Raw genomic sequence first — 23,200 nt, 5'->3', positions numbered from 1 at the left:
TTAACTGAATTGTGCCAGACCAAAAATGGGCGTAGAGGCAGACGCCATGTCGCGCTGCTCCATCAATCCCGCCTGAAACGCCTCGTGTCCGCCGTGGATCGCAGCAGCAAAAGCACCGGCCATGCGCACCGGATCGCGCGCTTTTGCCACCGCCGTGTTGAGCAGCACGCCATCAAAACCCATCTCCATCGCCTGAGCCGCCTGGCCAGGCGCGCCAATGCCCGCATCAATAATCAGCGGCACATCTTTAAACCACGCACGCATAGCGCGCAGTCCCTCGATATTACGCAGCCCCTGGCCGGAGCCGATCGGCGCGCCCCAGGGCATCAGCACTTCACAGCCCGCTTCCAGCAATTTTTCGCCGACAATCAGATCTTCCGTGGTGTAGGGAAACACCTGGAACCCGTCAGCGCAGAGAATCCGCGCAGCCTCAACCAGGGCAAAAGGATCGGGCTGCAGCGTGTCGGCATGGCCAATCACCTCCAGCTTGATCCACGGTGTGTCGAACAGTTCACGCGCCATCTGCGCCGTCGTCACCGCCTCTTTTACCGTGTGGCAGCCCGCCGTATTCGGCAGAATACGTTTGTTGAGCTGTTGCAGCAGCGTGCGGAAAGCGCCGCCTTCACTGCCTTCCCGTCGCAGGCTGACGGTAATAATCTCCGCGCCTGACGCGTTGATCGCCTGATGCAGAATGTCCGGTGACGGATAACCGGCCGTGCCGAGCAGAAATCGGGATTGCGGAGTAAATTGATAGAACATGGTTAACCTCCCTGCATGGGTGACAGGATTTCGAGCTGGTTGCCCGCCTCAAGTTGCTGGCTGGCATAGCGGCTACGCGGTACAAACTCCCCGTTCAGCGCGGTGGCGACGGTCCGCGGATCGATCTGCTGCTCCGCCATAAGCTCCGCCAGCGTCGTTGCGCCGGTTTCAATCGTGCGTCCATTCAGTTCAACGCGCATGAGTCATCTCCTGAGTCAGTTGCAGCATAAGTTTTTCAGCCATGATCGGGGCCAGCAAAAAGCCGTGGCGGTAGAGGCCGTTAAGTGAGAAACGGTCATTTTCGTAGCGGACTTCTGGCAGGTTCTGCCGGTAAGCAGGACGCAGACCGGTGCCGCTCTCCACGATCCGCGCTTCAGCCAGCGCCGGATGCAGGCTGTAAGCGGCGCTGAGCAATTCCATCATCGCCCGGGCGCTGATCGGGCTGCTATCGTGACTTTCCACCATGGTGGCTCCCAGCATGAAGTGGCCCCCCGGCACGCGGCACCAGATAGCAGGGAAAGCGCGGGTGCAGCAGCCGCACTGGACGGGAGAGTTGTACGTCGGATGTGTGCAGGATCACCATTTCGCCCCGCACGGCGCGCAGGGCTGGCTGCCGATCGGTGGCGTGGATGCCACGGCAGTCGATGATTTTGCCGCCGGGTTTACCGCTGTGAAAGGGAACACCAGCCTGTTGCAGTTTGTCACGCAGTTGCTGCAAGGCGCGGCGCGGATCGAGATGCGCCTCTGCGGCGAAAAACAGGCCGCGGGCAAAGCGGTTTTCCAGCGCGGGTTCGATGTCACCGGGTGAAACCCACTGATGCTGCTGCGTCATGCTGGCGAAGCGCGTGAGTTCGCGGCTGTCACGCGGCGGAGCCACCACCAGCGTGCCCTGCTGTTCCACGCCATCAACGCGTTTCGCCCACCAACTGGCCGAGTGCTGGCCCCATTCGATCACCTGTGGCGGTGCGCTTTCTGCTTCACACCAGGGCGCCAGCATGCCGCCCGCCCAGTGCGAGGCCGCACGGCAGTCAGGCTGAGTAATAACTTCGACCGTTTCTCCCCGCTCCAGCAGCCGCGTGGCGACACAAAGCCCGGCCACGCCGCTGCCGAGCACCGACCAGCGGCTCATAGTGTCCACCGGACAGGAAAAGAAAGATTCAGGATGAGATTTTTCAATTTGGCCTCGTTATCCGTTAACGAAGACCCGTGATACAGAGGGAAAAGGCAGGAACGTCGCGAATGCGCCCCTGCGGCAAGTATCTGATGAGATACCCGTCTTCCTACGCCAGTATCAACTGGGTCAGGTTCTAAGGGTCGCTAAGCCGCGCGGTGCGCTATTAGCCTCTCAGTCTCTCTGGCGAGACTCCCCTGACGGATTTAGTTGTAAGTTAAGCAGACAGCTTCGTCAAGCAGACTGCATAGAACCGGGTAAGAAAATCGGACTTAACCGGCAGAACCGAAATGCCAGTCAGTTGCGGTTGCCAGCGTCACAAAGGGGCCCGCCAGCGTCTGGTTGTGATGCGCAATAATCTTCTCCGCAGAGAAGTGGGGATTATCAACCGTGGTGTGCGCATCGGAAATCAGTACAACGTTAAAACCCAGTTCCGGGGCTGCCCGACAGGTAGTATCAACACAGAACTCCGTTTTCATCCCCGCAATCACCAGTTGCTTAATGCCCTTTTGCCTCAGCTGAAGCTGCAGGCCAGTATCCCTGAAACAGCTGGGATATCTTTTGGTGAAGACGACATCACTCTGCGGGTTAACCTGCAATTCCGGGATCAGGCGCGTCAGCGGGCTTTGCTCATTAAAAGGGGAATCATCAGGGCCGATATGGCGTGCGAAAAAGAGGGGGGACGGCAGAAGCCCGGGCTTTAGTAATGAGAAGTGAGATGTTCGACAAGATCGAATTTGCGGCAAAGGGAGCCTCGGGACCATTAAAAAAGGCCCTGCTGCATGTCGATAATTAAAAGTGCACTTTCAGATGTAACCATGACCTGTCTCCATTCAGTTTTAAGAACGGAGAACAGCTCCCCGTCCGGTTCGGCGGGGAGTGAGAATCTGTTGTGTCAGGTGCCAGTCACAGAGTCGCTCACGCCGCCGCCAGAGGCGGTGGTGGTGGTGGTGGTGACGGTTGTGAAAGACAGAACTGACATAAACATTTTCTGACCCTGAGTTAATGCGTTCGGTGAAATCACCATCAGAAGGATGGCGCTGACATCTACATTACCCTGTACGCCGTCGCTTTTAAAGCGCCTGCAGCGATTGGGTTACCGCATCGGTTATTTCACGAATGCGCGGTTCGGCGCGGCGATAGTAAGTCCATTTCCCGACTTTGCTGGCTTCAACCAGCCCCGCATTGTGAAGTGCTTTCAGGCATAACGAGGTGGCGGGCTGTGATAAGCCCGCCTTGTCCTGTATGAGGCTGGCACAGACGCCATACTGATCGAAGGGATAGAGCTGGGTATAGCCCGCAAATGCTTCGTCAGGATTTTTAAGCCACTTCAGCACTGCCACTCTGGTCGGGTTGGACAGTAACTTCAGGGCATTTTCGGGGGACATGCCGCCTCACAGAATATCAGGATGGGTAAAATGGATAGTCAGTATAGCCTTTCTCAGTGCCGCCATACAGGGAGGCGTGGTCGACCTCATTCAGCGGATATCCTGATTTAATCCGCGCCGGCAGATCGGGATTAGCGATAAATGAGCGGCCAAAACCAAACAGATCGCCCCAGCCTTTTTCCAGCACATGCTGTGCTTTTTCAGCCGTGTAGCGACCCGAATAGATGATCGGAGAGCGGAATGTTTCCCGCAGCGCGACACGGAAGCTCTCTGGCATCTCCGGGCTGTTGTCCCAGTCGGCTTCAGCAATGGAGAGATAGCCAACTTCCAGCTCGTTCAGCAGGGCTGCTGCGCGGATGTAGGTCGCGTGTGGATCACTTTCAACCAGACCGAGATAGACGCGCTCTTCGTCGGTACTGGTAAACAGAGGCGCAAATCTGACGCCAACGCGGTGGCTGCCAAATACTGAGCTGACTGCCTCAACGACTTCACGCAGGAAGCGCAGACGATTCTCAGCAGATCCGCCATATTCATCCGTACGGAAGTTGGTGTGCTCAGAAATAAACTGGTTAATCAGATAACCGTTGGCGGAATGCAGTTCCACACCGTCGAAACCGGCCGCTTTGGCATTCTCCGCCGCGCGTCGGCAAAGCTCTACGATCTCTTTAACTTCCGATGTAGTCAGTGCGCGTGGCTCGCTGGGTGCGGTCAATATGCCGGCGCCAGGCCCGGTTTCAATAAATACCCGGACGTTATCGGCTGCGATGGCTGAAGGGGCAACGGGTGCCTGCTTGCCCGGCTGCAGTTCATTATGCGACACGCGGCCAACATGCCAGAGCTGGCAGAAAATCGTGGCCCCTTGCTGATGTACTGCCTCTGTAACCTTTTTCCAGCCGGCGATCTGCGCTTCGCTGTGGATCCCCGGCGTCCATGCATAGCCCTGCCCGCGAGGCTCAATCTGGGTGCCTTCGGTGATCATCAGTCCCGCGCTGGAACGCTGGCGGTAGTACTCCACCATCATCTCGCCGGGAATGTTGCCCGGTTGTTCACTGCGGCAGCGCGTCAGCGGCGGCAGTACAATGCGGTTACGAAGCTGAAGGTCGCCCAGACTCAAGGGGGTAAAAAGTGACGGCATGACAAAAAATCCTCTGATGTGTGAAGAGGCGACATTATATTTACACATTTAAATTTGTAAATGTGTAATCTGTGCTTTTTGTCCAGGGCGGTATCTGTGGTTTCTGGCAGAGGGTCACTATCTGGATGGAGTGCTGACAGCGCGTGGGATTAACAGTCTCACATCGCAGCGCCTGACTGCGTAAAGTCAGGAGGTGATCCTGCAGACGCCGCTTTCAGGCAAATTGCTTCGCCGGGACGGAGGTGCTGCCTGCAGGATCATAAGAACATTAAGAAGCGTATTTTTCAGTGAACGCCTGCCACTGCTGGCGATAAACCTCCAGTTGACTGAGTGCGCCATCAATGGAGGGCTGTGCTTTGTTGTCAGGATTCGGCGTGGTACGAATCAAATCGGCAAAGGTGCTGAAGACAGAGTCCATATCACGGCCCGACTTCATGGCTTCCATCATCCCGGCCAGCTCCACCTGTGGCCGTGCGGTTGCGCTCTTAACCTGGCTGAGATAGTCATGTGCGCTCTCCTGCATGTCGCGTGTTCCATGACGTATGGCTAACGCCAGCGTATCCTGTGCTCCCAGCAACGTCTGACGTTCACGAATGGCGACTTTGACGCTTATCATCTCATCAGCAATGTCATTCGCCTGCTTCTGGTTATCGCCGGAGACATATTTTTCAATCAGTTTATGGAGCTTAGACTGCGTCAGGGTCAGCGCCATGGCTTCCGAGGTATCCGAATTATCGTACTGATTACGGCCCACCTGGCCTTCAGCCAGCACCTCATGGAGTGCAGCGGCAAACTCATCCATAGCGGTCTGCGTATTAGCAGCTGTCATACTCAGAAGTGGAGTAAAAGTTCTGGCGTCCCAGCTGGTGTAGGGATCGTTGAATAATGCATATCCAAGGTTAACGGACGGTCCCTGACCGGATGACTTTGTCTTTGCCAGTTCCTCTGAATTTTTAGCCTGCTGCTCTGCCGTAATGGGCTCAGCGATAGCCTGCACCAGGCGCGCTCTTGCCTCGGGTGAGATCACCACCACACTGGCAGGTAATTCTTTTCCGGTAATAGTTTCTTTAGTCGTGTTCTCAGATCTGTTTGTTACGGTGAGCGTGGCTAAATATCCTCTTGCCACCTCTGTTGTCACGCCATTGATTAACCCCATAATGCCCTCTACGGTTTGATTGGTTGAACAATTTATCGGCAAAATGTAACCAATCTTTACCGAAATCTTATTGCTGCCTGGGTTAAGACGGCTCAGGGCAAGTCTGGCTATCATGGCCGCTGCAGCCTGACTTTGATCCAGAAAAGGTTCAGAATCCCCAGGCTGACCAGCCAACGGCTCCCGGCAGCGTTTAAGACTTTGCGGGGTGCACAGGAAAGTTTCAGAGCAGTACGCATTTATCCATTTTCAGACAGGGTTAATTCAGAGGAAACGTTGTGAATAGTGCACTTCCATTAGACGCGCTTGGGCCACGCATTTGTATTATGGGTCCATCGAACAGCGGAAAATCGACCTTAGCTGAGGCCATTGCTCGCAAAACAGATCTACCAGCAGTTCATCTGGATCAGCTTCACCATATTCCGGACAGTCAATGGGTGCCCAGAGCACCGGCAGAATTTCTTCGTTTGCATGCTGAGGCGGTGAGTCAGGAAAGATGGGTGATGGAGGGTAATTACACCAAATGCATTGAAGAACGATTCGCGCGTGCCACAGGCTTAATTCTGCTGGATGTAAAAGTGACAGTGGCACTTCTGCGCTACATTCGCAGATGTTATTCATCCACGCCGCGTATTGGCGGTCTGGGGATGGGCAGAGAGCCGATGAGCCTGGAGATGCTGAAATATATTCTCCGTACTGCCCCGCAAAATCGAAAGCACCATAAAAAGCTTTACGACCAGGTCAGACTGCCAAAACTTCTGCTTCCTTCTCCCCGCGATGTTAAAGCCTGTTCTGACTACTGGGGATTACAGCTAACGAATAATGATCGATGAACACAGGCTGTCGGAATAATGTGTGTTTTCCGTTAATGGGGTCGTTCTGACTCAGTAACCCTTTTTGAATAACAAAGAAGCACCACTGCCATCAATCAATAAGCTTTAAGCTCGTCAGAAGAGAGTCCAGCGATTCTACCGGCCCGGCATGATTTGTCTCGGAACGAATTGTGTCCCAGGGCATGGCGTCATCAGTACAATAATCACCTGTGCACTGCATATCGGCAGGCTCACTGAGTAAACCAACCGGAAGCCAGATATAAGGTCTGCCACGCAACCGGTTAGGCACTGTGGAGCCACAGCTGGCGCAAAAATCGTTGCGATAACCGGTGGGTTTGCGCCATGACGCGATCTTGCTCTCACCGGAAATCCAGCTAAAGTCACTCTCTTTTACGATCGTTGCCAGGTTATAGCCGGTTCCACTCTGTTTTCTGCACAAAGAACAGTGACAACGGTAATAGCGCGTGGGGGTTACTGATATTTCGAAAGCAACGGTTTCACACAGACATGCGCCTTTCATTTCATCATCCTGTTCACTTAGATTCCTGGTTTGTCTGACTACTTGCCTGATCATAGTGGTGTTAAAGTAAGGGGCTGCTGAAGCGCTACCGCAACCTTGTTAATTTAATGCCGCTCCAGCTCATTACATGATCTTTTGCGGATTTGAGCCAGAAGCGGATAACCCCTCGTACACCTTCATCAGTATTAACTGCGGCTGAATACCAGTTTCAGCCCTGCCAGCGCAAAGCAGCAGGCTAATAGCGCATCGAGTCCGCGACGAATGCGACGGTAGAATGCGCCCATCATGGCGGTTGAGAACAGCAGAGCATAACCGCCGAACACAACCACGCAAATCACCGCACAGCCGCAGATGATTATCGGCAGCGTGGCGGCGACCACATCCGGCTTCAGTGCAAACGACATAATGGCCACCCAGGTAAGAATCGCTTTGGGATTGCCGATATGCATCAGGATACCCTGACGAAACAGTCTGCCATATGCGACCCGCTCATCGCTGGCTTTAAAATCGCTGGCCTCAGTGCGGCGTAACGCAGATTTGCCGGCTTTAAACGCCAGCCATAACAGATATAACCCTCCGCCAATTTTTAGCACGATCAGCAACTGTGCGAAGGTGGCCAGCACGGTCAGCACACCGCAGGCGGCCAGCAGCGCCCAGAGCATCGAACCACTCACGACACCCGCAGCCAGCGCCAGTGCGGCCCCCCTGCCCTTTTTCATTGCCGTTCCCATTATCGCCATATTACTTGGCCCGGGACTGGCTGTAGCGACAAAGTAGGTGGTGAAGATCAGGATTAATTCGTGCGAAAGCGCCATGATGTCCTCAGCGATGGGTTGTTATTTATCTGTTATATCGGCTGACGTGCAAATTTGCTATCTCCTGGTTCGTTGCGGCTTCATTTCTCGCTTTAAACGATCTGCAGCAATCAAACATTTACCAGAGATAGCTTTCTTCTGCGGGGATCGGCATCCTGCCGGAAGTATCATCAAAGGATTCGCTTTAAGGGACAACTCAGGGTCGTTTACGTTCATCCAGACGCAGCTGCAAAAATGTCAAATCCAGCCAGCGTCCAAACTTAGTTCCAACCTCCGTCATTCTGCCAGACTCAATAAATCCCAGTTTTTTATGCAGGGCTATGGATGCTGCATTTTCCGATTCAATCGCCGCCACCATAACGTGCTTCCCGGCTTCGCGAGCAAGCTGGATAAGCCCCTGCATCAGGGCGGCACCCGCGCCTTTACCTCGTACATCTTTATGAACGTAAACCGAATGCTCAACCGTATGACGATATCCGTCCCAGGGACGCCAGTCACCATAAGAGGCATATTCCAGCACGGTATCATCTTTGTCTGTCGCCACAATCACAGGAAAACCGGCCTGCTGGCGGCTGTTTATCCACGTGATGCGGTTAGCCACATCAATACGATTTTCATTCCAGATGGCTGTGGTGTTAAGCACCGCATCGTTATAAATCTCTGCGATGATTTCAGCATCGCTTTCTACAGCCGCACGGATAATCATGGTGGACACCCCTTTGCTCACTCACTAAAGTAGATGAATTGTTCACTATGATAGTTATCCATTATGTTAGATAAAAAGTCCAGCAAAGAAGACAGCCTGAACATCCGCATCGGTCAGAAGGTAAAAGAAGAAAGGGAAAAACGCGGCTGGTCACTTACCGAGCTGGCTGATAACTCAGGCGTTTCACGAGCGATGATCCATAAGATTGAGCGTGGGGAGAGCAGCCCGACGGCGGTTCTGTTAGCGCGCCTCTCAGGCTCGTTTGATATGACCATCTCTCAGCTGCTTGCTCAGACTGAAGTGCAAACCGGGACGCTGGTAAGGCATGAAAATCAGCCGGTGTGGCAGGATCCGGAAACCGGCTATCTGCGTCGCCACGTTTCACCGGGCGAGATGCCGGTCGATCTGGTCAGTGTCGAACTGCCGGCAAATACCGCTGTGCCGATGCCGGCAATCTCCTATGTTTCAAGACGCCAGCTGATATGGGTAATTGAAGGGACACTGACTTTTGAAGCAGGTTCCAGCACCTATGAGATGGCTGCTGGCGACTGTCTGGAACTGGGCGATCCGGCTGATTGCGTGTTCAGAAATAAAACGACTCAGGGCTGTCGATATGCCGTTATCGTACTCCGGCCTGCCTGAGCAGGCAGACGGCATAAATCCCTGAGTAAATCGACCATTGGCAGAGGGATGATTGTCACTCAGTCCGGCTATTGATCGCCTTTCAGAAATCAAATCGCCAGCCGGACTGAATCTGCTCAGGGAAAGATTATTTCCCCAGAATCTCTCTGCGGACAATCTCAGCGCCCGCACTTAACGCATGCAGTTTGCCATTAGCAACCTGACGCGGCAGTGGAATCATGCCGCAGTTGGTTGAAGGATAGAGATTTTCAGCATCCACAAACTGCAGCGCTTTGCGCAGCGTATTCGCCACTTCTTCAGGTGTCTCAATGGTATGGGTTGCCACGTCGATGGCACCGACCATGACTTTTTTACCGCGAATCAGCTCGATCAGATCCATTGGAACCCGCGAGTTCTGACACTCCAGTGAGACAATATCGATAGCCGAACGCTGTAATTTTGGGAAGACCTCTTCGTACTGACGCCACTCTGTGCCCAGAGTTTTCTTCCAGTCGGTATTCGCTTTAATGCCGTAGCCGTAGCAGATATGAACCGCGGTTTCACACTTCAGACCTTCGATGGCGCGCTCTAACGCGGCGATGCCCCAGTCATTCACTTCGTCGAAAAAGACGTTAAACGCAGGTTCATCAAACTGAATAATATCCACGCCAGCGGCTTCTAATTCTTTGGCTTCCTGATTCAGAATCTTTGCGAATTCCCAGGCCAGTTTTTCGCGGCTTTTATAGTGATTGTCATAAAGGGTATCGATCATCGTCATCGGACCCGGCAACGCCCACTTAATAGGACGATCGGTCAGCTTACGCAGGATTTTCGCATCTTCAACAAACACGGGCTTCTGACGTGAGACTTCACCCACCACGGTCGGGACGCTCGCATCATAGCGATTACGGATTCGAACCACTTCACGCTTTTCAAAATCCACACCGCTGAGGTGTTCAATAAACGTCGTCACGAAGTGCTGACGGGTCTGCTCGCCATCACTGACGATATCAATACCGGCCCGAACCTGATCGTCCAGACACAGACGCAACGCATCTCTTTTGCCGTCAACTAACTCTTCATCCTGCAGTTTCCAGGGTGACCAGAGCACCTCTGGCTGCGCAATCCAGGAGGGTTTAGGCAAGCTGCCAGCAGTAGATGTCGGTAATAAGGTTTTCATAGCAGGTGACCTTCTATATTTAATTAATCAAAGAACGAATTCAGCAGACCATTGCGCGAGAAGTGTCTGATTCGGCTTTATAAAATGCGTCTCAGTAAACTTACCCTGTTCGACGGCCAGGCGGCTGCGTTCTTCGCGATCGTAAACAATCCGGGTTAACGAATAATCCTGATGCTGCAGCGTGGGTTGATAGCACTGTCCCGCAGCAGAATTCGCGTTGTAAATTTCAGGGCGATAGATCTTCTGGAAAGTTTCCATGGTGCTGATGGTGCTGATCAGCTCGAGATTGGTGTAATCGCTGAGCAGGTCACCGTGGAAATAGAAAGCCAGCGGCGCAACACTGCCCTGCGGCATGAAGAAACGCACTTTCAGACCCATTTTTCCGAAATAGAAGTCAGTCAGGGAAGGTTCATCCTGCTGATATTCAATGCCCAATACCGGATGCTGATTACCGGTGCGCACGTAGGTGTTTTTGCTCGATACACTCAGGCAGATAACCGGCGATTTACTGAAGTTCTCTTTATAGACCGCTGAGTTCACGAAACTTTTGAAAATATTGCCATGCAGCTGACCAAAATCATCCGGCAGGCTGAATTCAGTCTGACCTTTGTTATGTTCTGACAGAACAACGCTGAAATCATAATCACGCACATAGGAAGAGAAGTTATTGCCGACAATCCCCTCGGTGCGCTGACCGGTTTTATGATCCACGATATGCGTTTTTAAAATCTCAATCGCCGGGAACGTTTCGTCGCTGCTTCCGGGACGAAGATTCAGCTCAGCAGAAATAATCTCAAGTTCAACTGAGTAGCGGTCGCCCTTTGGATTGTCCCAGTGCGCCAGAGAGTTGAAACGATTGTCGATCATCACCAGGGCGTTGTGCAGGTTTTCCTGACGTTTTTCGCCGCGCGCTAAATTAGCGAAGTTAGTCGTCGCCCGCGTATTTTTCGAAGGATTATAGTTTTCGTCGAAACGAATGCGCTTGAGGGTAAAGGCTAAGTTGTTCATCGCTATCGGGTATCCTGGTCGCTGATATGCGTTGTTGCTGTTAAGGGTTATCCAGCGTGGCTATCCCTTTACAACTATTCATATGACTCAAAGTTATTAACAATTCTTACTTTATGCCTCAACACACGGTTGAAAAAAAGTGATTAAATTTCAACGAACATGAAGGAAATTCATGTTGAGGTACTAAAGCGGGGAAATTTTCATGAGGCTGCGAGTCTTTTAACACCTGATGTAAAATCCGGGTGTAAAAAAGCCTCGCACAAAGAGCGCTTAGCAAGAGATGTCAGAGGTGGCGTGATGTTTCGCCTCAACTTAAGGCGCGGAGGCTTTCATGATCCCATAATCAGGCACGCCAGCATGCTGTAAGTCATTAGCGATACTCCATCGGTTCCCGCCCGCAAACCGTAAAACGCAGCACGGATGCGGCAACTGATACATCCCGGTCATGGCCAGGCAAGACGACTAAATTTTATAAACGTTATCACACATCACTTTATGTGCGCCTGATTTTACCGAAAGCCTGCACGCTGCCTCTTTCATCAGTTTTCCCATCTCACTGTCGCGCATCGACTGCGTCAGGCGTGAAGCCGGACCGGTTAATGCCAGCGCCGCGAGCAGTTTGTTACCTTCACCAAACACCGGTACGGAGAATGCCGCGATATGCGGATCGCGAATACCTGACGTGAACAACGGGAGTTCAGGTACAGAGTCAAACAGAGGTTCATTCAGCCCCCCAGTAACGAAGCACCTGCCCGATGGCCGAATTATCCAGCGGCAGATAAGTGCCGGGCAGACGTGTTTCACGCAGTCCTTCAGAGGGCTCCGCTCTGAAAAGACAGAGTCGTTGACCGTTTTCAATCACATACCATGTGGCGCTTTCGCCTGTCGCAGTCGCCAGTGCGTGAAGTTCAGGCTGAACGATACTGGCCAGATGAAAGGACTGTTCATAGAGCTTGCCCAGATAAAGCAGTCTTGGCCCCAGGGTATAAACGCCATTGTCGCGACGAATGACATAGTTCATGCGCTCAAGTGAGTTCATCAGACGATAAACTGTCGTTTTATGGTACCCCGAAAGCTGCGCCAGCGCGGTCAGCGTCAGTGATTCCTCACCAGGCCTGAAACAATCCAGCAGCGCCAGCGCTTTTTCTACGGCAATTACGCCTTCATTCCCCATCGGTACGTCCTCCTGTTTGCGACGGCAGGCAGTTTACCGCGCAATTTGTGATTCACATCGTATTTACATCACAAATGAATGCTTAACACTGGTGCGAACTCAATTAACATCGATATAGTAGTTTTATATTGTACAACTTAGTTGTGCCTGGTAAAACAAAGAGGATTAATCTATGCCCCATGCAGAGAATACCTTCATCAATCGCGACATTATCCGTATCGCACCAGAGCGCGTAAAACAGGCTGCTCAGTTTCAGGCGGCGATCCTTGCTGATGTTGCCGGACGACGCGGAACGCTGCACGGTCGCGTAAAACCTGTGTCCCCCCACAATGAAAGTCGCCGGACCGGCTATCACTGTCGAGGTGAGACCGGGCGACAACCTGGCGATCCACGCCGCGCTGGCGATTGCCCAGCCGGGCGATGTCATTGTGGTCGATGGCAAAGGCGATATCAGCTGTGCATTAATCGGTGAGATAATGTCCGCCCAGGCAGAAGCCTCCGGCATCGCCGGAATTATTATTGATGGTGCGGTGCGTGACGCCGATGCACTGAGCGCGAACGGCTTTCCGGTTTTCTCTGCGGGCCTGAATCCCTGCGGCCCGACCAAGTCCATTGCGGGACGGGTCAACTACCCTGTTTCTGTGGCGGGCGCAGCCATTCAGCCAGGCGATCTCGTCATCGGGGATATTGATGGCGTGGTGGTTCTGCCGCGTGAAGACGTTCCTGCGTTGCTCGAACTGGCCCAGAAAAAACTCGATTTCGAAACCAGCCGTATCGCAGCCATTCGTGATGGCGACCTTCGCGCGCCGTGGTTAGAAAAAGCCCTGCAAACCGCTGGCATGCTGGACGATGGGGAGACGCTCTGATGACAACCTCTTCTCCCGTGATCCTGGTGACGGGTAATGACCTGGCACCGCAGGCAGTAAACCTACTTAGTGACTTCAGCATTGTTTATGCCGGCAAACAGCCCAGCGAAGATAGCCTGTTCCAGCTCTGCCAGCAGCATAATCCTGTGGCGATTATCGTCCGATACGGAAAAATCAACGCCCGCATTATGGATGCCGCGCCTGACCTGCGGGTTATTTCCAAACACGGCAGCGGCATTGACGTTATCGACCAAAAGGCGGCGGCTGAACGTCATATCAGTGTTCAGTCAGCCCCGGGGGCCAACGCAGCGGCCGTGGCCGAGCATACCTGGGCGTTAATTTTAGCCTGTGCAAAATCGGTGATACCGCTTGATCAACGCATGCGCCAGGGACACTGGGACAAATCGACCCATAAGTCAGTGGAGCTGGAGGGCAGAACGCTGGGTCTGGTAGGGCTTGGTGCCATAGGCGGTCGTGTTGCCCGTATTGGCCGTGCTTTTGGCATGAAGGTGCTCGCTTATGATCCTTTTGCCAGAACCTTTCCTGATGAGTGTGAATCCTCCTCACTTGACGACCTGCTGCAACAGGCAGATGTCATTTCGCTGCACTGCCCGTTAACCGAACAGACGCGACAGATGATTAACGCTGAGAAACTGGCTCTGTTTAAAAAAAGGCGCCATCCTGGTGAACACGGCGCGCGGTGGTCTCATTGATGAAGAAGCGCTGTTAGCCGCGCTGGATAAAGGCACTGTCGCCTGGGCCGCACTGGACAGTTTTGCCACTGAACCCCTGACTGCGCCGCATATCTGGCAGAGTGTTGGAAATGTGATTCTGTCGCCACACATCGGCGGCGTCAGTGATAACTCCTACGTGAAGATGGGCACCGTCGCGGCCAGTAACATATTAAACGTACTGGCAGAACCACTGAAAAATGAAAGTCCGGTAGCCTGAACCGCCCTCTCCAGCCGAGCAGACAGGTAACAGCGCTTTCTGGTCGGCTGGTTAATAGGTAAATCTGCTGCAATAGAGCGTAATGCTTACCTGCCAGGTTTTCCGACACGAATCTTATTCTGTTCTATGCCGTCCTGGCTTACTTCCTTCGCCCACATAAATGGGTTTATTACCCTTCAATCGTTAACGACTCTTCCCGCGTATTGAATGAGGTAGCTGCCTGCAGCGGTTTCATTGAAGTGTTAATTGAAGGGCATGTGTTATGAAGGATATGTCCGCTATGAGCAAGGAGCGGATGACTAGTTTGCAGCAAGACGGGAGCAGGATTTATTGGGGTTATATCCACTGTTTTTTTGGATTATAACGCGATATTCGATGAGTTCAGCAAATGTCCTTCCGTTGATGTTTAAGTATAATGATAATGTTTATCAACAAAAGGATATTGTTATGTATGGGTTTATGATGATTCTGGCTGTTCTTGTACTTAATGCATGTACTACTTATTCACCTGTTAAAGTTGAACAACCCAAGCCCCTTCGACAAGATCGACCCGTTTACCCATACTATGCGGCTAAGAACCGGATAGAAGGTATGGTTAAGTTTAACTTTGACGTTGATGCAGAAGGCAGGGTAAGCCAGATGAGAATTATCGAGTCTACACCAGACCACTTGTTCGATAATGCTGTAATAACAGCCGTATCAAAATGGCGTTTTGAAAAGGGCAAACCTGCCAGGAATCTTCCCATGACTGTAAAATTAAAAGTGCAAAAATAGATTTGATTTTAAGGCTGCATAAATGAAAATTAATGACTGTAATTCAGGAGGTTATTATGGCTGAATGTTCTTCTTCTAAATATTAACATAAATTATTATCCGATGTCCGCTTCTGGCACAAAGCGGATATCTGCATCAGATAAAGTCCGATATGTGCGAAAAGCGAAAACACAAGATACGGATTTATCCAGATCAAATCCTGATAGTATCGCGAACCGTATCAAACGTTTTTCCCGGGCAGATGTAGTATTTTCTAATCACGGCTCTGTACTCCTGAGCCGGAATGACGTCGCCAGAGCACTACGGAAATCGCCGTAATGAACAGTGTCAGGAAAGCTGAAATAAGCAGCGTACCGCCTACGCCGTCCCGTTCCAGCAGCATGGCATAAGCAGAAGGGGCAAGTGCCGCGAGAAAAAATCCTGGTGATAACAGCATGCCTGTTTTGCGGGCGTAATGTTGCGGATCAAACAGCACGAGAGGAAGTAAGGCCTTCACGACCGTGCACAGTCCGTTCACGGCTCCATAACCCAGGACGAAGAGGGCTGTAGCCACAGGCGTAACGTACCCCGCAAGGCCGGTCATAAAACAGAGTGGCAGCAGGATACCGGTAATAAGGTTCAGGCGTAGTGCGGAGATTCGTGCGCCGGAGGCCACGTCCAGCAGGCGGGCACTCACCTGTCCCACGCCCCAAAGCATGCCGGCCAGGGCAGGCATGCTATAAGCGGCCAGTATCTGGGGGAAATGCGTAGACACGCCGGTGGAGACAAAGCTGAGCAGCGCTATCAGGGCGGCATACCACAGGCCGCTGATAAATCCTTTTCGTTCCTCTGCGGTCCCTGCCGCCGGAAGCTCAGATCGACCAGCAGCGGGAGGTTTTACCCGACGGCCTGCCGGAACGGCGGTCAGAAAAAGCAGGCCCACCAGACCCGCACACCCGTAAACGAGTAAGGCATGCCGCCAGTCGGTAATGTGCAGCAGGGCCGCGCCAGCAGTCCAGAACACAGCTGACGCGAGGCCGCCCAGCAGTGTAACCAGAGAGACTGCCCTTCGGGCCCCTGCACCTGCGGTTTCCACAAGCAGGGCAAACGCAGCGTCATATAAGGCAAGGCGCATGCCGACTCCCGTCAGGACCCAAACCGCAATCCATGCCACCGTGGAATGGGTAATCGCCATCAGAAAACACCCAATGGTTATGGCGAAGGTTCCCGCCATCATCATCATGCGTCCTCCGGTCCGGGCCATGACGGAACCGGTCAGCGGTGAAACCAGCCCCATAACCAGCATGGCAACGGTCAGACCAGAGAATGTCACCACGGGAGACCAGCCCGTCTCCGCCATGATGGCGGCTCCGAAAACACCCGGCATGTAGAACGTAATACCCCAGTTAATAAGCTGTGTCATACCGATACAGAAAATGCTGCGGCCTGTCAGATGTCCGGCTGTCAAACTATGCTCTCCGCAAGCGTGGAGTCGCCCTGTCCAAGCGTGCGCTGCAAAATGACCGTATCGAGCCAGCGCCCGTGCTTGAATCCTACCGAACTGAGTGTGCCAGTGATGCTGAAGCCTGCGGCGCGGTGCAGGGCAAGGGAGGCAGTATTTTCGCTATTACCTACCACGGCCACGAGCTGGCGAAAGTCACGGGCTTCTGCCCAGGCTATCGCACGGGATAACAGCATTTTGCCGTAGCCCCGCCCCTGACAAGTGGCGTCAATATAGACTGAGTCTTCCAGGGTAAACCGGTAGGCGCGCCGTTCCCTGTAAAATGACAGGTAGCAGTATCCCCGGACTTGCCCATCATCAACCGCCACAAACCAGGGCAGTCCTGCTGAACGCACCTTTTTCAGGCGGGCTGCCATTTCAGGTACATCTGGCGGTTCGGTTTCAAAAGTGGCGGTGCCATGTAATACGTGATAAGCATAAATCTGCTGGATAGCAGTAATATGTCTTTCATCTGCTTCATTTATTTCCATCGGTATTGCTCTTTATCCGGTCAGAAACAAAGATTAACCCGGGTAAATAATTTCAGACAGGCCGCGGGACTTATCAGCGGTATAAGGAAAACTTTGGCATGGCAAACCTGAACCTTGATCACCTTGCTACTTTCAGGATGGTCATCAGCCGGGGCAGTTTCTCCGGAGCGGCAGAAGCTCTCGGACTATCACAGCCTGCTGTCAGCCTGCAGATAAGACAGCTGGAGCAGGCACTCCATGTCCGGCTTATTGAGAGAACCAGCCGGGGGGATAAGGCCCACTCCTGCCGGGCTGACTTTTTCTGAGCACTGTATGAAAATTGATTCAGTGGTAAATACGGCCATTGAATCGGTGTCTCTGCATTCAGACGACATCACCGGCACCGTTACTGTTGGCACTGGTGCAACAGCCTGTATTCATCTTCTGCCTCCCTTACTGCAACAGCTGCGACAAGCACATCCCCTGCTGAAAGTAGACGTACGCACGGGCAATACTTCCGATATTGTTCGGAGCGTAGGAGAGAATCGTATAGACATTGGACTTGTAACGCTTCCAGTAACCGGCAAATGCCTGAGCGTAAGCCCGCTGGGTACTGATGAGTTTGTTGTTATCATGGAAAAGGATGCATCAGAGCAGAGTGCGAACCCGCTGTCTCCCGACGCCCTTTTGTCACTGCCGCTGATTATCTTTGAACCCGGAAGCGGGACACGCGCACTAATCGACGAATGGTTCCGGTATGCCGGGCATACTGCCAGCCCTGTGATGGAACTTGGCAGTATTGAAGCAATCAAAAGAATGGTACGTTCCGGTCTGGGCTACAGCATCGTTCCCCTTATGTCCGTTGCTGGTATGGAAGAAAGTCAGGGTCTCAGCCTTTACTCTGTGACGCCCTCGCTTCACCGGACTCTGGGGACAGTAATGCGGGAGGATCGGATTGTCAGCAGGGGCATAAGTGAAGTGCTGAAAAGACTAAACGCCAGTTTTGCAAAAGATGAAAGCAGTTAAATATCACTCAATATATTTATCTGACAGATCCGGTCTCCTCAGCTCCGAAAAATATCCTTGCTGCTTAAGCCTCTGATGTCCGCTTCTGGCACAAAGCGGACCATCGTCCAGGCTTATGCCTGCTATGAGCGAAGAGAGATTACTCACAGATCCGAGGCTTGATAATAAAGCACTCTCGATTTTAATAAGATTTTTATTTACCCATCCATAAGCCCTCTCTCGTCACAGGCGTCATATTTGAAGAGTTCCCCCTTCATTTTTCCCTGCCATCGGTTGATAAACTCTACCGTGTCGGTTTTTATAAGATGGGCATTGAGCGCGTCCTGATCCACCCATTGTTCTGATATAAGCAATCTTCCGGTCTGATAGTCCTCTACGGCAGCGTTATATGAAAGGTTTCCATCACGTTGTCGAACGGCATTTGCCAATAAGTTAAGTTCTCCCATAAATTGTTCCAGGACAGAAGGATCAATGTACATATAACCGGAAATGATAAGCATCTTATTTTTCCTTTAACTGACTACTATTCGCCCTCAGAAAATGGCTGATCAGGGATGGGGTAATCAGAAGTTAGTCAGCACAATTTTGCCCTGGATGCTTCCTGACGAAGCACGTTGATGTGCGGCTGATGCCATGGCTAACGGATAGGTGCTGTCAATCACGACGTTGATAATGCCTTTTTCCAGTAAAAGCCCCGCTTCGGATAGCTGCAGACCACTTGAACGCACTTGCATTGTTGACACAGTAATCCCTTTTTTGAGCGGCCTCAGTCTGCCCGGTAAAACTCAAAGGATTCACCAGAAATAGTGCTCCGCCCTGTCTGATGCAGCTTAAAAAAGCGCTCTATATGCTTTCCGCCAACAGCATCAATAACCAGATCGACGTTTTTCACTACATTCTCAGCGGCTACTTTGGTGTAGTCGATAAAATCATCTGCGCCCAGTTCGCGCATAAGCACTTCATGACGGGAAGAAGCGACGGCAATGACTCTCGCACCCTTCCACTTCGCGATCTGAACAGCAATGTGCCCTACGCCACCTCCTGCACCGTTAACCATCACCGTCTGGCCTTCAAGCAGAACCGGTTTATGGTTGAAAGATTGAAACGGATTGGGCGCATCATGGCCGACGTCGACAAGAAATTGCCACGCGGTGAGCAGTGACATCGGGGCACCCGCTGCCTGGATATGGTCTATTCCATGAGGTTTTAACGCCACCTCTGATGCAGGAACGCTTACATAGTCGGCATAAGCTCCACTACCGGCCATTACCCCATCAGGAAAACGCACCATTGAATAGACTTCATCTCCGGTGCTGAATGCGGAAACATTTTCGCCCACGGCTTCTATAACACCTGAAACATCCGTTCCCAGGATTAAGGGAAAGTGGGGTTCGGGCCGCCACTCAGGCGGAAGCGCCCGATAACCATCACGCAGATACAAGTCTGGTGGGTTCAGACTTGCGGCATGCACGCGCACAAGGACTTCGTCAGCCCCGATAGTTGGGCGGGGTGCATCTTCATACCTGAGATTCTCCGGGCCACCAAACGCATGTAGCTGTACTGCTTTCATCATTTCAGTCATGGCAATTTCACTCCAACACAGATTCAGGTGCCAGAATATGACCAATTGTGATGATTGATAATGGGGCTGGATTTCGCTTTAATATTGCCATGAAGGAACAAATAATCTTTGAAAGACTAACAGGTCTGATTGCATTCGCTCGTGCGGGATCGCTCGGCAGCTTTTACCGCTGCCGCTCGCTCGCTGGCAGTATCCCCTTCCGCGATAAGTAAAAGTATCCAGAGACTGGAGCAGCGTCTTGGCGTCACATTGTTCACCCGAACCACCCGTTCGCTGGTGCTGACTGCTGAAGGTCGTGAACTGCACGAGCGCACGCTGCAGTTATTACGCGATGCTGAGGAGCTTGAGCAGGTCGCCATGCGATCGCGAGAGGAGCCAGCGGGAACGTTACGCATTGCGGCATCGTTTCCGATTGGTGTTCATGTGATCGCGCCTCTCCTTCCGCAATTCTGTGCACTTCATCCTAAAGTGACAATCGACTTAAAGCTGAGTGATCGCGTAATTAGCATTATTGACGAGAGTATTGATATATCCATCCGGATCGGCGACCTCGCAGATTCAAATCTTCTGTCGCGTCGTTTGTCACCCTATCAGATAGGTTGTTATGCTTCGCCAGATTATTTGACCCGATGCCCGGAACCCGAACACCCCAATGATCTTATCGGGCATAAAACGGTTAATTTGCGATATCAAAATACGGGGCAGATTTTTCGCTGGCCGTTCCGGGTTGGCGAGCGGGAGATTGAAATTGTGCCATCATCTGCTGTCATCGTCGATGCAAGCGAGGCCGTTATCGCGGCTGTGGCGGCCGGTGCCGGAATAGGCATGGTGTCGAGTTTTATGGCTGCTTCCTGGGTTAAGCGCGGGGAGTTAGTACCCCTTCTTACTGATTTTTCAGTAGAGCGGCATAATATTTCTGCGGTATGGCATGCGAGCAGGCGTTCAAATCCTGCTGTACGCGCCTTTATTGATATCATGCTTAACAGTTCTGAACGTTCTTTAACTGGGTATTGTCAGTAAATCCCCAAAGGTAAGTTATTTCCGCATCTGACACATAACAGACATCAACAACCAGCAGACTGATTCAGGTAATGACAGGATGTGGAATGTTTATATGGCAGAGATAAAGCCGGAAGAACCCACCTGCAGACGCGCTGCTAAGCGTCTGCAGGCGAGATTACTTTATTTACTGACTGACGAAGCGCTATTTTCAACGTCGATGGTTAACTCTTTTTTGCGGCCCATGACCAGCACGGCAATGCCCCCGATGCCACAGAGGATAGCCAGTGGCACCATAGCCAGCGTATGGCTGCCGGTCGCCTGATTGATAATGCCATAAACGTTGACCATCACCCCACCGCCGATCAGATTCGCCATCGCACCGATAGCCGCCAGACCCGCTGCAGCGGTAGTCGATGACATCCATCCCGATGCCAGCGCCCAGAAAGGTCCTTTCATTGAGTAGGCTCCGATTAATACCAGCGACAGGATCACTACACTGCCGGTCAGACTATTGGTGATAAAGGCTGACAGCAGGCCACCTGCAATTAAGAACAGCGTTAACGCGGTGTGCCAGCGACGCTCGCCGCTGCGGTCAGAACTTCTCCCCCAGATAATCATCAGAATGGAGGCCAGGCCGTAGGGAATCGCATTGACTAAACCGGTGGTGAAGTTATCCAGTCCAAACGATTTAAGCAGTTGCGGAGACCAGACGCTCAGCGTTGAGCCCGCCGCAGACGCGCCTGCATAAATCAGCGCCATCACCCAGATATGTTTGTGACGCAGCAACTGCCACAAAGAGATATGACCTATCGCCTTCTTCTTCGCATTTTCGGCTTCGAGAGTGCTGTTCAGCCACGCTTTTTGTTCCTGATTTAACCAACTGGCATTCGTGGGACGATTGCTCAGTAAAAAGAAGGCTGCAATTCCCAGAATGACCGCCGGAATACCTTCCAGGATAAATAACCAGTGCCAGCCACGCATACCGTACCAGCCATCCAGTGACAAAATCAGACCAGAAATGGGCGATCCAATAAAGTTCGCCGCAGGAATGGCCACCATAAAGGTAGCAATCACGCGTGCTCGGTACTTTCCGGGGATCCAGTAAGTCAGATAAAGAATGACGCCAGGGAAAAATCCGGCCTCAGCGGCACCCAGTAAAAAGCGCAATATATAGAGTGTATTGGCACTTTCAACAAAGGCGGTACAGACAGAGATGATACCCCACGACACCATGATGCGAGAGATCCAAATCTTTGCGCCAATTTTCTGCATGGCCAGATTGCTGGGTACTTCAAACAGGAAGTAACCGACAAAAAACAGACTACTCGCAAAACCAAATACCGCTTTCGACAACCCTAAATCTTCGTTCATCTGCAACGAAGCCATCCCAATGTTGCCGCGATCGATAATGGCAATCAGATAACAAACAATCAGGAAGGGCAAAATGCGCCAGACCACCTTCTTAACGGTCTGCTGCTCAATATCGGCAGAGAAAGTCGTGATGTGCTGTTTTTCAGACATGATGATCCTCACAATTTTGTCATCGCTTTACGTGCAATCCGCAAAGCGTTTTGTTTTACTCTGTAAAACTGTAATGTACTGAGTAAAACCATTATCACGATAAAAATTCTTTCCCGCCGGAAGATGTAATCAGGTTGTGTTATTTGTCACAAAAAAGTATTCGTCAACCTTAGTTTATGTGACGAGTATGTCGTTACCGGGTGGAGTTCAGCGATCTTTTTAATGAAGTGACGACAGGAGAACGGGAAAGAGTGAGAGGGAACAGAGTAATTTGAGCGCCGCCGTCGGGATGTGAGGCCTTAGCACTTGTGTGAAGATATCAGCCAGCATCTGAGAAGTTCGCAGCTGATGAAGCACTCGCCTGCCACTGTCGGACGGTCACATCATAAATTCCCTGACCGATAACGGCGAGTTTCTCCTCACAGTATTCGATAACGTCATTATTCGCGGTGTTACGGTGAAAAGAGAGGGATGCTATGAAATACCAAATTACTGGCCTGAACGCCGGGCAATTTGCTCATCTTTTTGGACAGAGCGATGAATATCTGAGAAAACACCATGCAGTACGACAAACGGTAGAGTGCTATCCGGGTTATCCCGACAGAATCTCATTGTGCGATATCCCCGCTGGAGAAAGCGCCCTCCTGATTAATCACATCTATCAGCCTGCCGACACGCCCTATTTTGGTACTCATGCAATCTATATATGGGAGGGATGCACCCGGCAAGGCATTTACATCAATGAATTACCTGAAGTCCTGTTAAGCAGAACGCTGTCATTAAGGGCCTATGACGGAAAGCATTTTTTAAAAGAGGCGGATATAGCTGAGGGGAAACTTGCTGAAAAGCTCATCGGCCATTTTTTTGCCGATCCGCAGATTAGTTATATCCAGATACATAATGCGAAACGGGGGTGCTATTCCTGCTGTGCAGAACGTTTTGAATGACGATTTGTATTGAGAAGCCCTATCCGCAACAGGAAATTATTCGTCTCCAGGGTCGCTTTCGTATCATGACCCTGTTCTGAAGAGGGTACTAAGAATTATGTCAGTAATCCTGCCCTAT

18 protein-coding genes, 8 pseudogenes and 1 riboswitch are annotated in these 23,200 nt (G+C 51.9%); of the genes and pseudogenes, 8 read left to right on the top strand and 18 right to left on the bottom strand.

Translation table 11 applies throughout. The features are described from left to right. The 7 genes and pseudogenes from JNO11_RS23150 to JNO11_RS23120 form a co-directional block, all read right to left on the bottom strand. Positions 1–759, bottom strand: coding sequence for a thiazole synthase (locus JNO11_RS23150; protein ID WP_010247482.1), 759 nt, complete (start codon positions 757–759; stop codon positions 1–3). 2 nt (positions 760–761) lie between these two features. After that, a complete protein-coding gene (thiS, locus tag JNO11_RS23145; RefSeq protein ID WP_010247485.1) occupies positions 762–959 on the bottom strand; it encodes a sulfur carrier protein ThiS in 198 nt (65 codons plus the stop codon). Continuing rightward, a pseudogene (locus JNO11_RS23140) lies at positions 949–1,888 on the bottom strand (FAD-dependent oxidoreductase). The gene thiS and the pseudogene JNO11_RS23140 overlap by 11 nt, the downstream one beginning before the upstream one ends. A gap of 131 nt (positions 1,889–2,019) precedes the next feature. Further along, a riboswitch (TPP riboswitch) is annotated at positions 2,020–2,139 on the bottom strand. A gap of 63 nt (positions 2,140–2,202) precedes the next feature. Then, a pseudogene (locus JNO11_RS23135) lies at positions 2,203–2,750 on the bottom strand (cysteine hydrolase family protein). A gap of 253 nt (positions 2,751–3,003) precedes the next feature. Beyond that, positions 3,004–3,318 carry a helix-turn-helix transcriptional regulator gene (locus JNO11_RS23130; RefSeq protein WP_010247494.1) on the bottom strand — a complete coding sequence of 105 codons (315 nt, stop codon included), beginning with the start codon at positions 3,316–3,318 and terminating at the stop codon, positions 3,004–3,006. A gap of 16 nt (positions 3,319–3,334) precedes the next feature. Beyond that, positions 3,335–4,453, bottom strand: a complete 1,119-nt coding sequence (locus tag JNO11_RS23125; RefSeq protein WP_325178002.1) for an alkene reductase — start codon at positions 4,451–4,453, stop codon at positions 3,335–3,337. A 268-nt stretch (positions 4,454–4,721) separates the two neighbouring features. Further along, the gene (locus JNO11_RS23120; protein ID WP_262419639.1) at positions 4,722–5,723 is read right to left on the bottom strand and encodes a hypothetical protein; all 1,002 of its coding nucleotides are present in this window, start codon (positions 5,721–5,723) and stop codon (positions 4,722–4,724) included. Positions 5,724–5,884: 161 nt separating this feature from the next. Here JNO11_RS23120 and JNO11_RS23115 point away from each other — a divergent pair, with 161 nt between their 5' ends. Next, a complete protein-coding gene (locus JNO11_RS23115; protein WP_325178001.1) occupies positions 5,885–6,439 on the top strand; it encodes an AAA family ATPase in 555 nt (184 codons plus the stop codon). A 91-nt stretch (positions 6,440–6,530) separates the two neighbouring features. On the opposite strand, the gene JNO11_RS23110 is transcribed toward JNO11_RS23115, so the two are convergent. From JNO11_RS23110 to JNO11_RS23100, 3 genes are all read right to left on the bottom strand, one after another. After that, a complete protein-coding gene (locus tag JNO11_RS23110; protein WP_325178000.1) occupies positions 6,531–6,959 on the bottom strand; it encodes a GFA family protein in 429 nt (142 codons plus the stop codon). A 185-nt stretch (positions 6,960–7,144) separates the two neighbouring features. Beyond that, on the bottom strand, positions 7,145–7,774 hold the full coding sequence (locus tag JNO11_RS23105; protein ID WP_010247507.1) for a LysE family translocator: 630 nt from the start codon (positions 7,772–7,774) through the stop codon (positions 7,145–7,147). Positions 7,775–7,970: 196 nt separating this feature from the next. Next, entirely contained in the window at positions 7,971–8,480 is a 510-nt protein-coding gene (locus JNO11_RS23100; RefSeq protein ID WP_325177999.1) for a GNAT family N-acetyltransferase, read from the bottom strand. Between the two features lie 63 nt (positions 8,481–8,543). Between JNO11_RS23100 and JNO11_RS23095 the strand changes: the two genes are divergently transcribed. Then, entirely contained in the window at positions 8,544–9,122 is a 579-nt protein-coding gene (locus JNO11_RS23095; RefSeq protein ID WP_033780126.1) for an XRE family transcriptional regulator, read from the top strand. Between the two features lie 127 nt (positions 9,123–9,249). On the opposite strand, the gene JNO11_RS23090 is transcribed toward JNO11_RS23095, so the two are convergent. The 3 genes and pseudogenes from JNO11_RS23090 to JNO11_RS23080 form a co-directional block, all read right to left on the bottom strand. After that, complete coding sequence (locus tag JNO11_RS23090) at positions 9,250–10,281, bottom strand: methionine synthase (RefSeq protein ID WP_010670701.1); 1,032 nt, start codon at positions 10,279–10,281, stop codon at positions 9,250–9,252. A 27-nt stretch (positions 10,282–10,308) separates the two neighbouring features. After that, entirely contained in the window at positions 10,309–11,289 is a 981-nt protein-coding gene (locus JNO11_RS23085; RefSeq protein ID WP_033760144.1) for a DUF1852 domain-containing protein, read from the bottom strand. 462 nt (positions 11,290–11,751) lie between these two features. Further along, positions 11,752–12,463, bottom strand: a pseudogene (locus tag JNO11_RS23080) (IclR family transcriptional regulator). 172 nt (positions 12,464–12,635) lie between these two features. Here JNO11_RS23080 and JNO11_RS23075 point away from each other — a divergent pair. The 3 genes and pseudogenes from JNO11_RS23075 (at position 12,636) to JNO11_RS23065 (ending at position 15,054) form a co-directional block, all read left to right on the top strand. Beyond that, positions 12,636–13,329 (top strand): annotated as a pseudogene (locus JNO11_RS23075) (RraA family protein). Then, positions 13,329–14,280 (top strand): annotated as a pseudogene (locus JNO11_RS23070) (hydroxyacid dehydrogenase). The pseudogenes JNO11_RS23075 and JNO11_RS23070 overlap by 1 nt, the downstream one beginning before the upstream one ends. A gap of 375 nt (positions 14,281–14,655) precedes the next feature. After that, on the top strand, positions 14,656–15,054 hold the full coding sequence (locus JNO11_RS23065) for a TonB family protein (protein ID WP_232526468.1): 399 nt from the start codon (positions 14,656–14,658) through the stop codon (positions 15,052–15,054). Between the two features lie 253 nt (positions 15,055–15,307). Here the strand turns inward: JNO11_RS23065 and JNO11_RS23060 are convergent, their stop codons facing one another. Both JNO11_RS23060 and JNO11_RS23055 read right to left on the bottom strand, forming a co-directional pair. After that, positions 15,308–16,501, bottom strand: a complete 1,194-nt coding sequence (locus tag JNO11_RS23060; RefSeq protein ID WP_033773781.1) for an MFS transporter — start codon at positions 16,499–16,501, stop codon at positions 15,308–15,310. Beyond that, a complete protein-coding gene (locus JNO11_RS23055) occupies positions 16,498–17,025 on the bottom strand; it encodes a GNAT family N-acetyltransferase (protein ID WP_061902261.1) in 528 nt (175 codons plus the stop codon). Before JNO11_RS23055 ends, JNO11_RS23060 begins: the two co-directional genes overlap by 4 nt. A gap of 98 nt (positions 17,026–17,123) precedes the next feature. Between JNO11_RS23055 and JNO11_RS23050 the strand changes: the two are divergent. After that, positions 17,124–18,030, top strand: a pseudogene (locus tag JNO11_RS23050) (LysR family transcriptional regulator). Between the two features lie 197 nt (positions 18,031–18,227). On the opposite strand, the gene JNO11_RS23045 reads toward JNO11_RS23050, so the two are convergent. Continuing rightward, positions 18,228–18,530, bottom strand: coding sequence for an antibiotic biosynthesis monooxygenase (locus JNO11_RS23045; protein WP_325177998.1), 303 nt, complete (start codon positions 18,528–18,530; stop codon positions 18,228–18,230). 63 nt (positions 18,531–18,593) lie between these two features. Continuing rightward, positions 18,594–19,612 (bottom strand): annotated as a pseudogene (locus JNO11_RS23040) (NADP-dependent oxidoreductase). 89 nt (positions 19,613–19,701) lie between these two features. Here JNO11_RS23040 and JNO11_RS23035 point away from each other — a divergent pair. Further along, positions 19,702–20,632: pseudogene (locus JNO11_RS23035) on the top strand (LysR family transcriptional regulator). 162 nt (positions 20,633–20,794) lie between these two features. On the opposite strand, the gene JNO11_RS23030 reads toward JNO11_RS23035, so the two are convergent. Next, positions 20,795–22,135: an MFS transporter gene (locus JNO11_RS23030; RefSeq protein WP_033768614.1), complete on the bottom strand. Its 1,341-nt coding sequence runs from the start codon at positions 22,133–22,135 to the stop codon at positions 20,795–20,797. A gap of 476 nt (positions 22,136–22,611) precedes the next feature. On the opposite strand from JNO11_RS23030, the gene JNO11_RS23025 reads away from it, so the two are divergent. Next, positions 22,612–23,082, top strand: coding sequence for a DUF1203 domain-containing protein (locus JNO11_RS23025; RefSeq protein WP_325177997.1), 471 nt, complete (start codon positions 22,612–22,614; stop codon positions 23,080–23,082). The last annotated feature ends 118 nt before the right edge of the window (positions 23,083–23,200 follow it).

Source organism: Pantoea sp. 1B4, from assembly GCF_016925765.1.
Classification (GTDB): Bacteria; Pseudomonadota; Gammaproteobacteria; order Enterobacterales; family Enterobacteriaceae; genus Pantoea; species Pantoea agglomerans.
The sequence above is the reverse complement of the archived record's forward strand: the minus strand, read 5'-3'. Positions and strand labels throughout refer to the sequence as shown.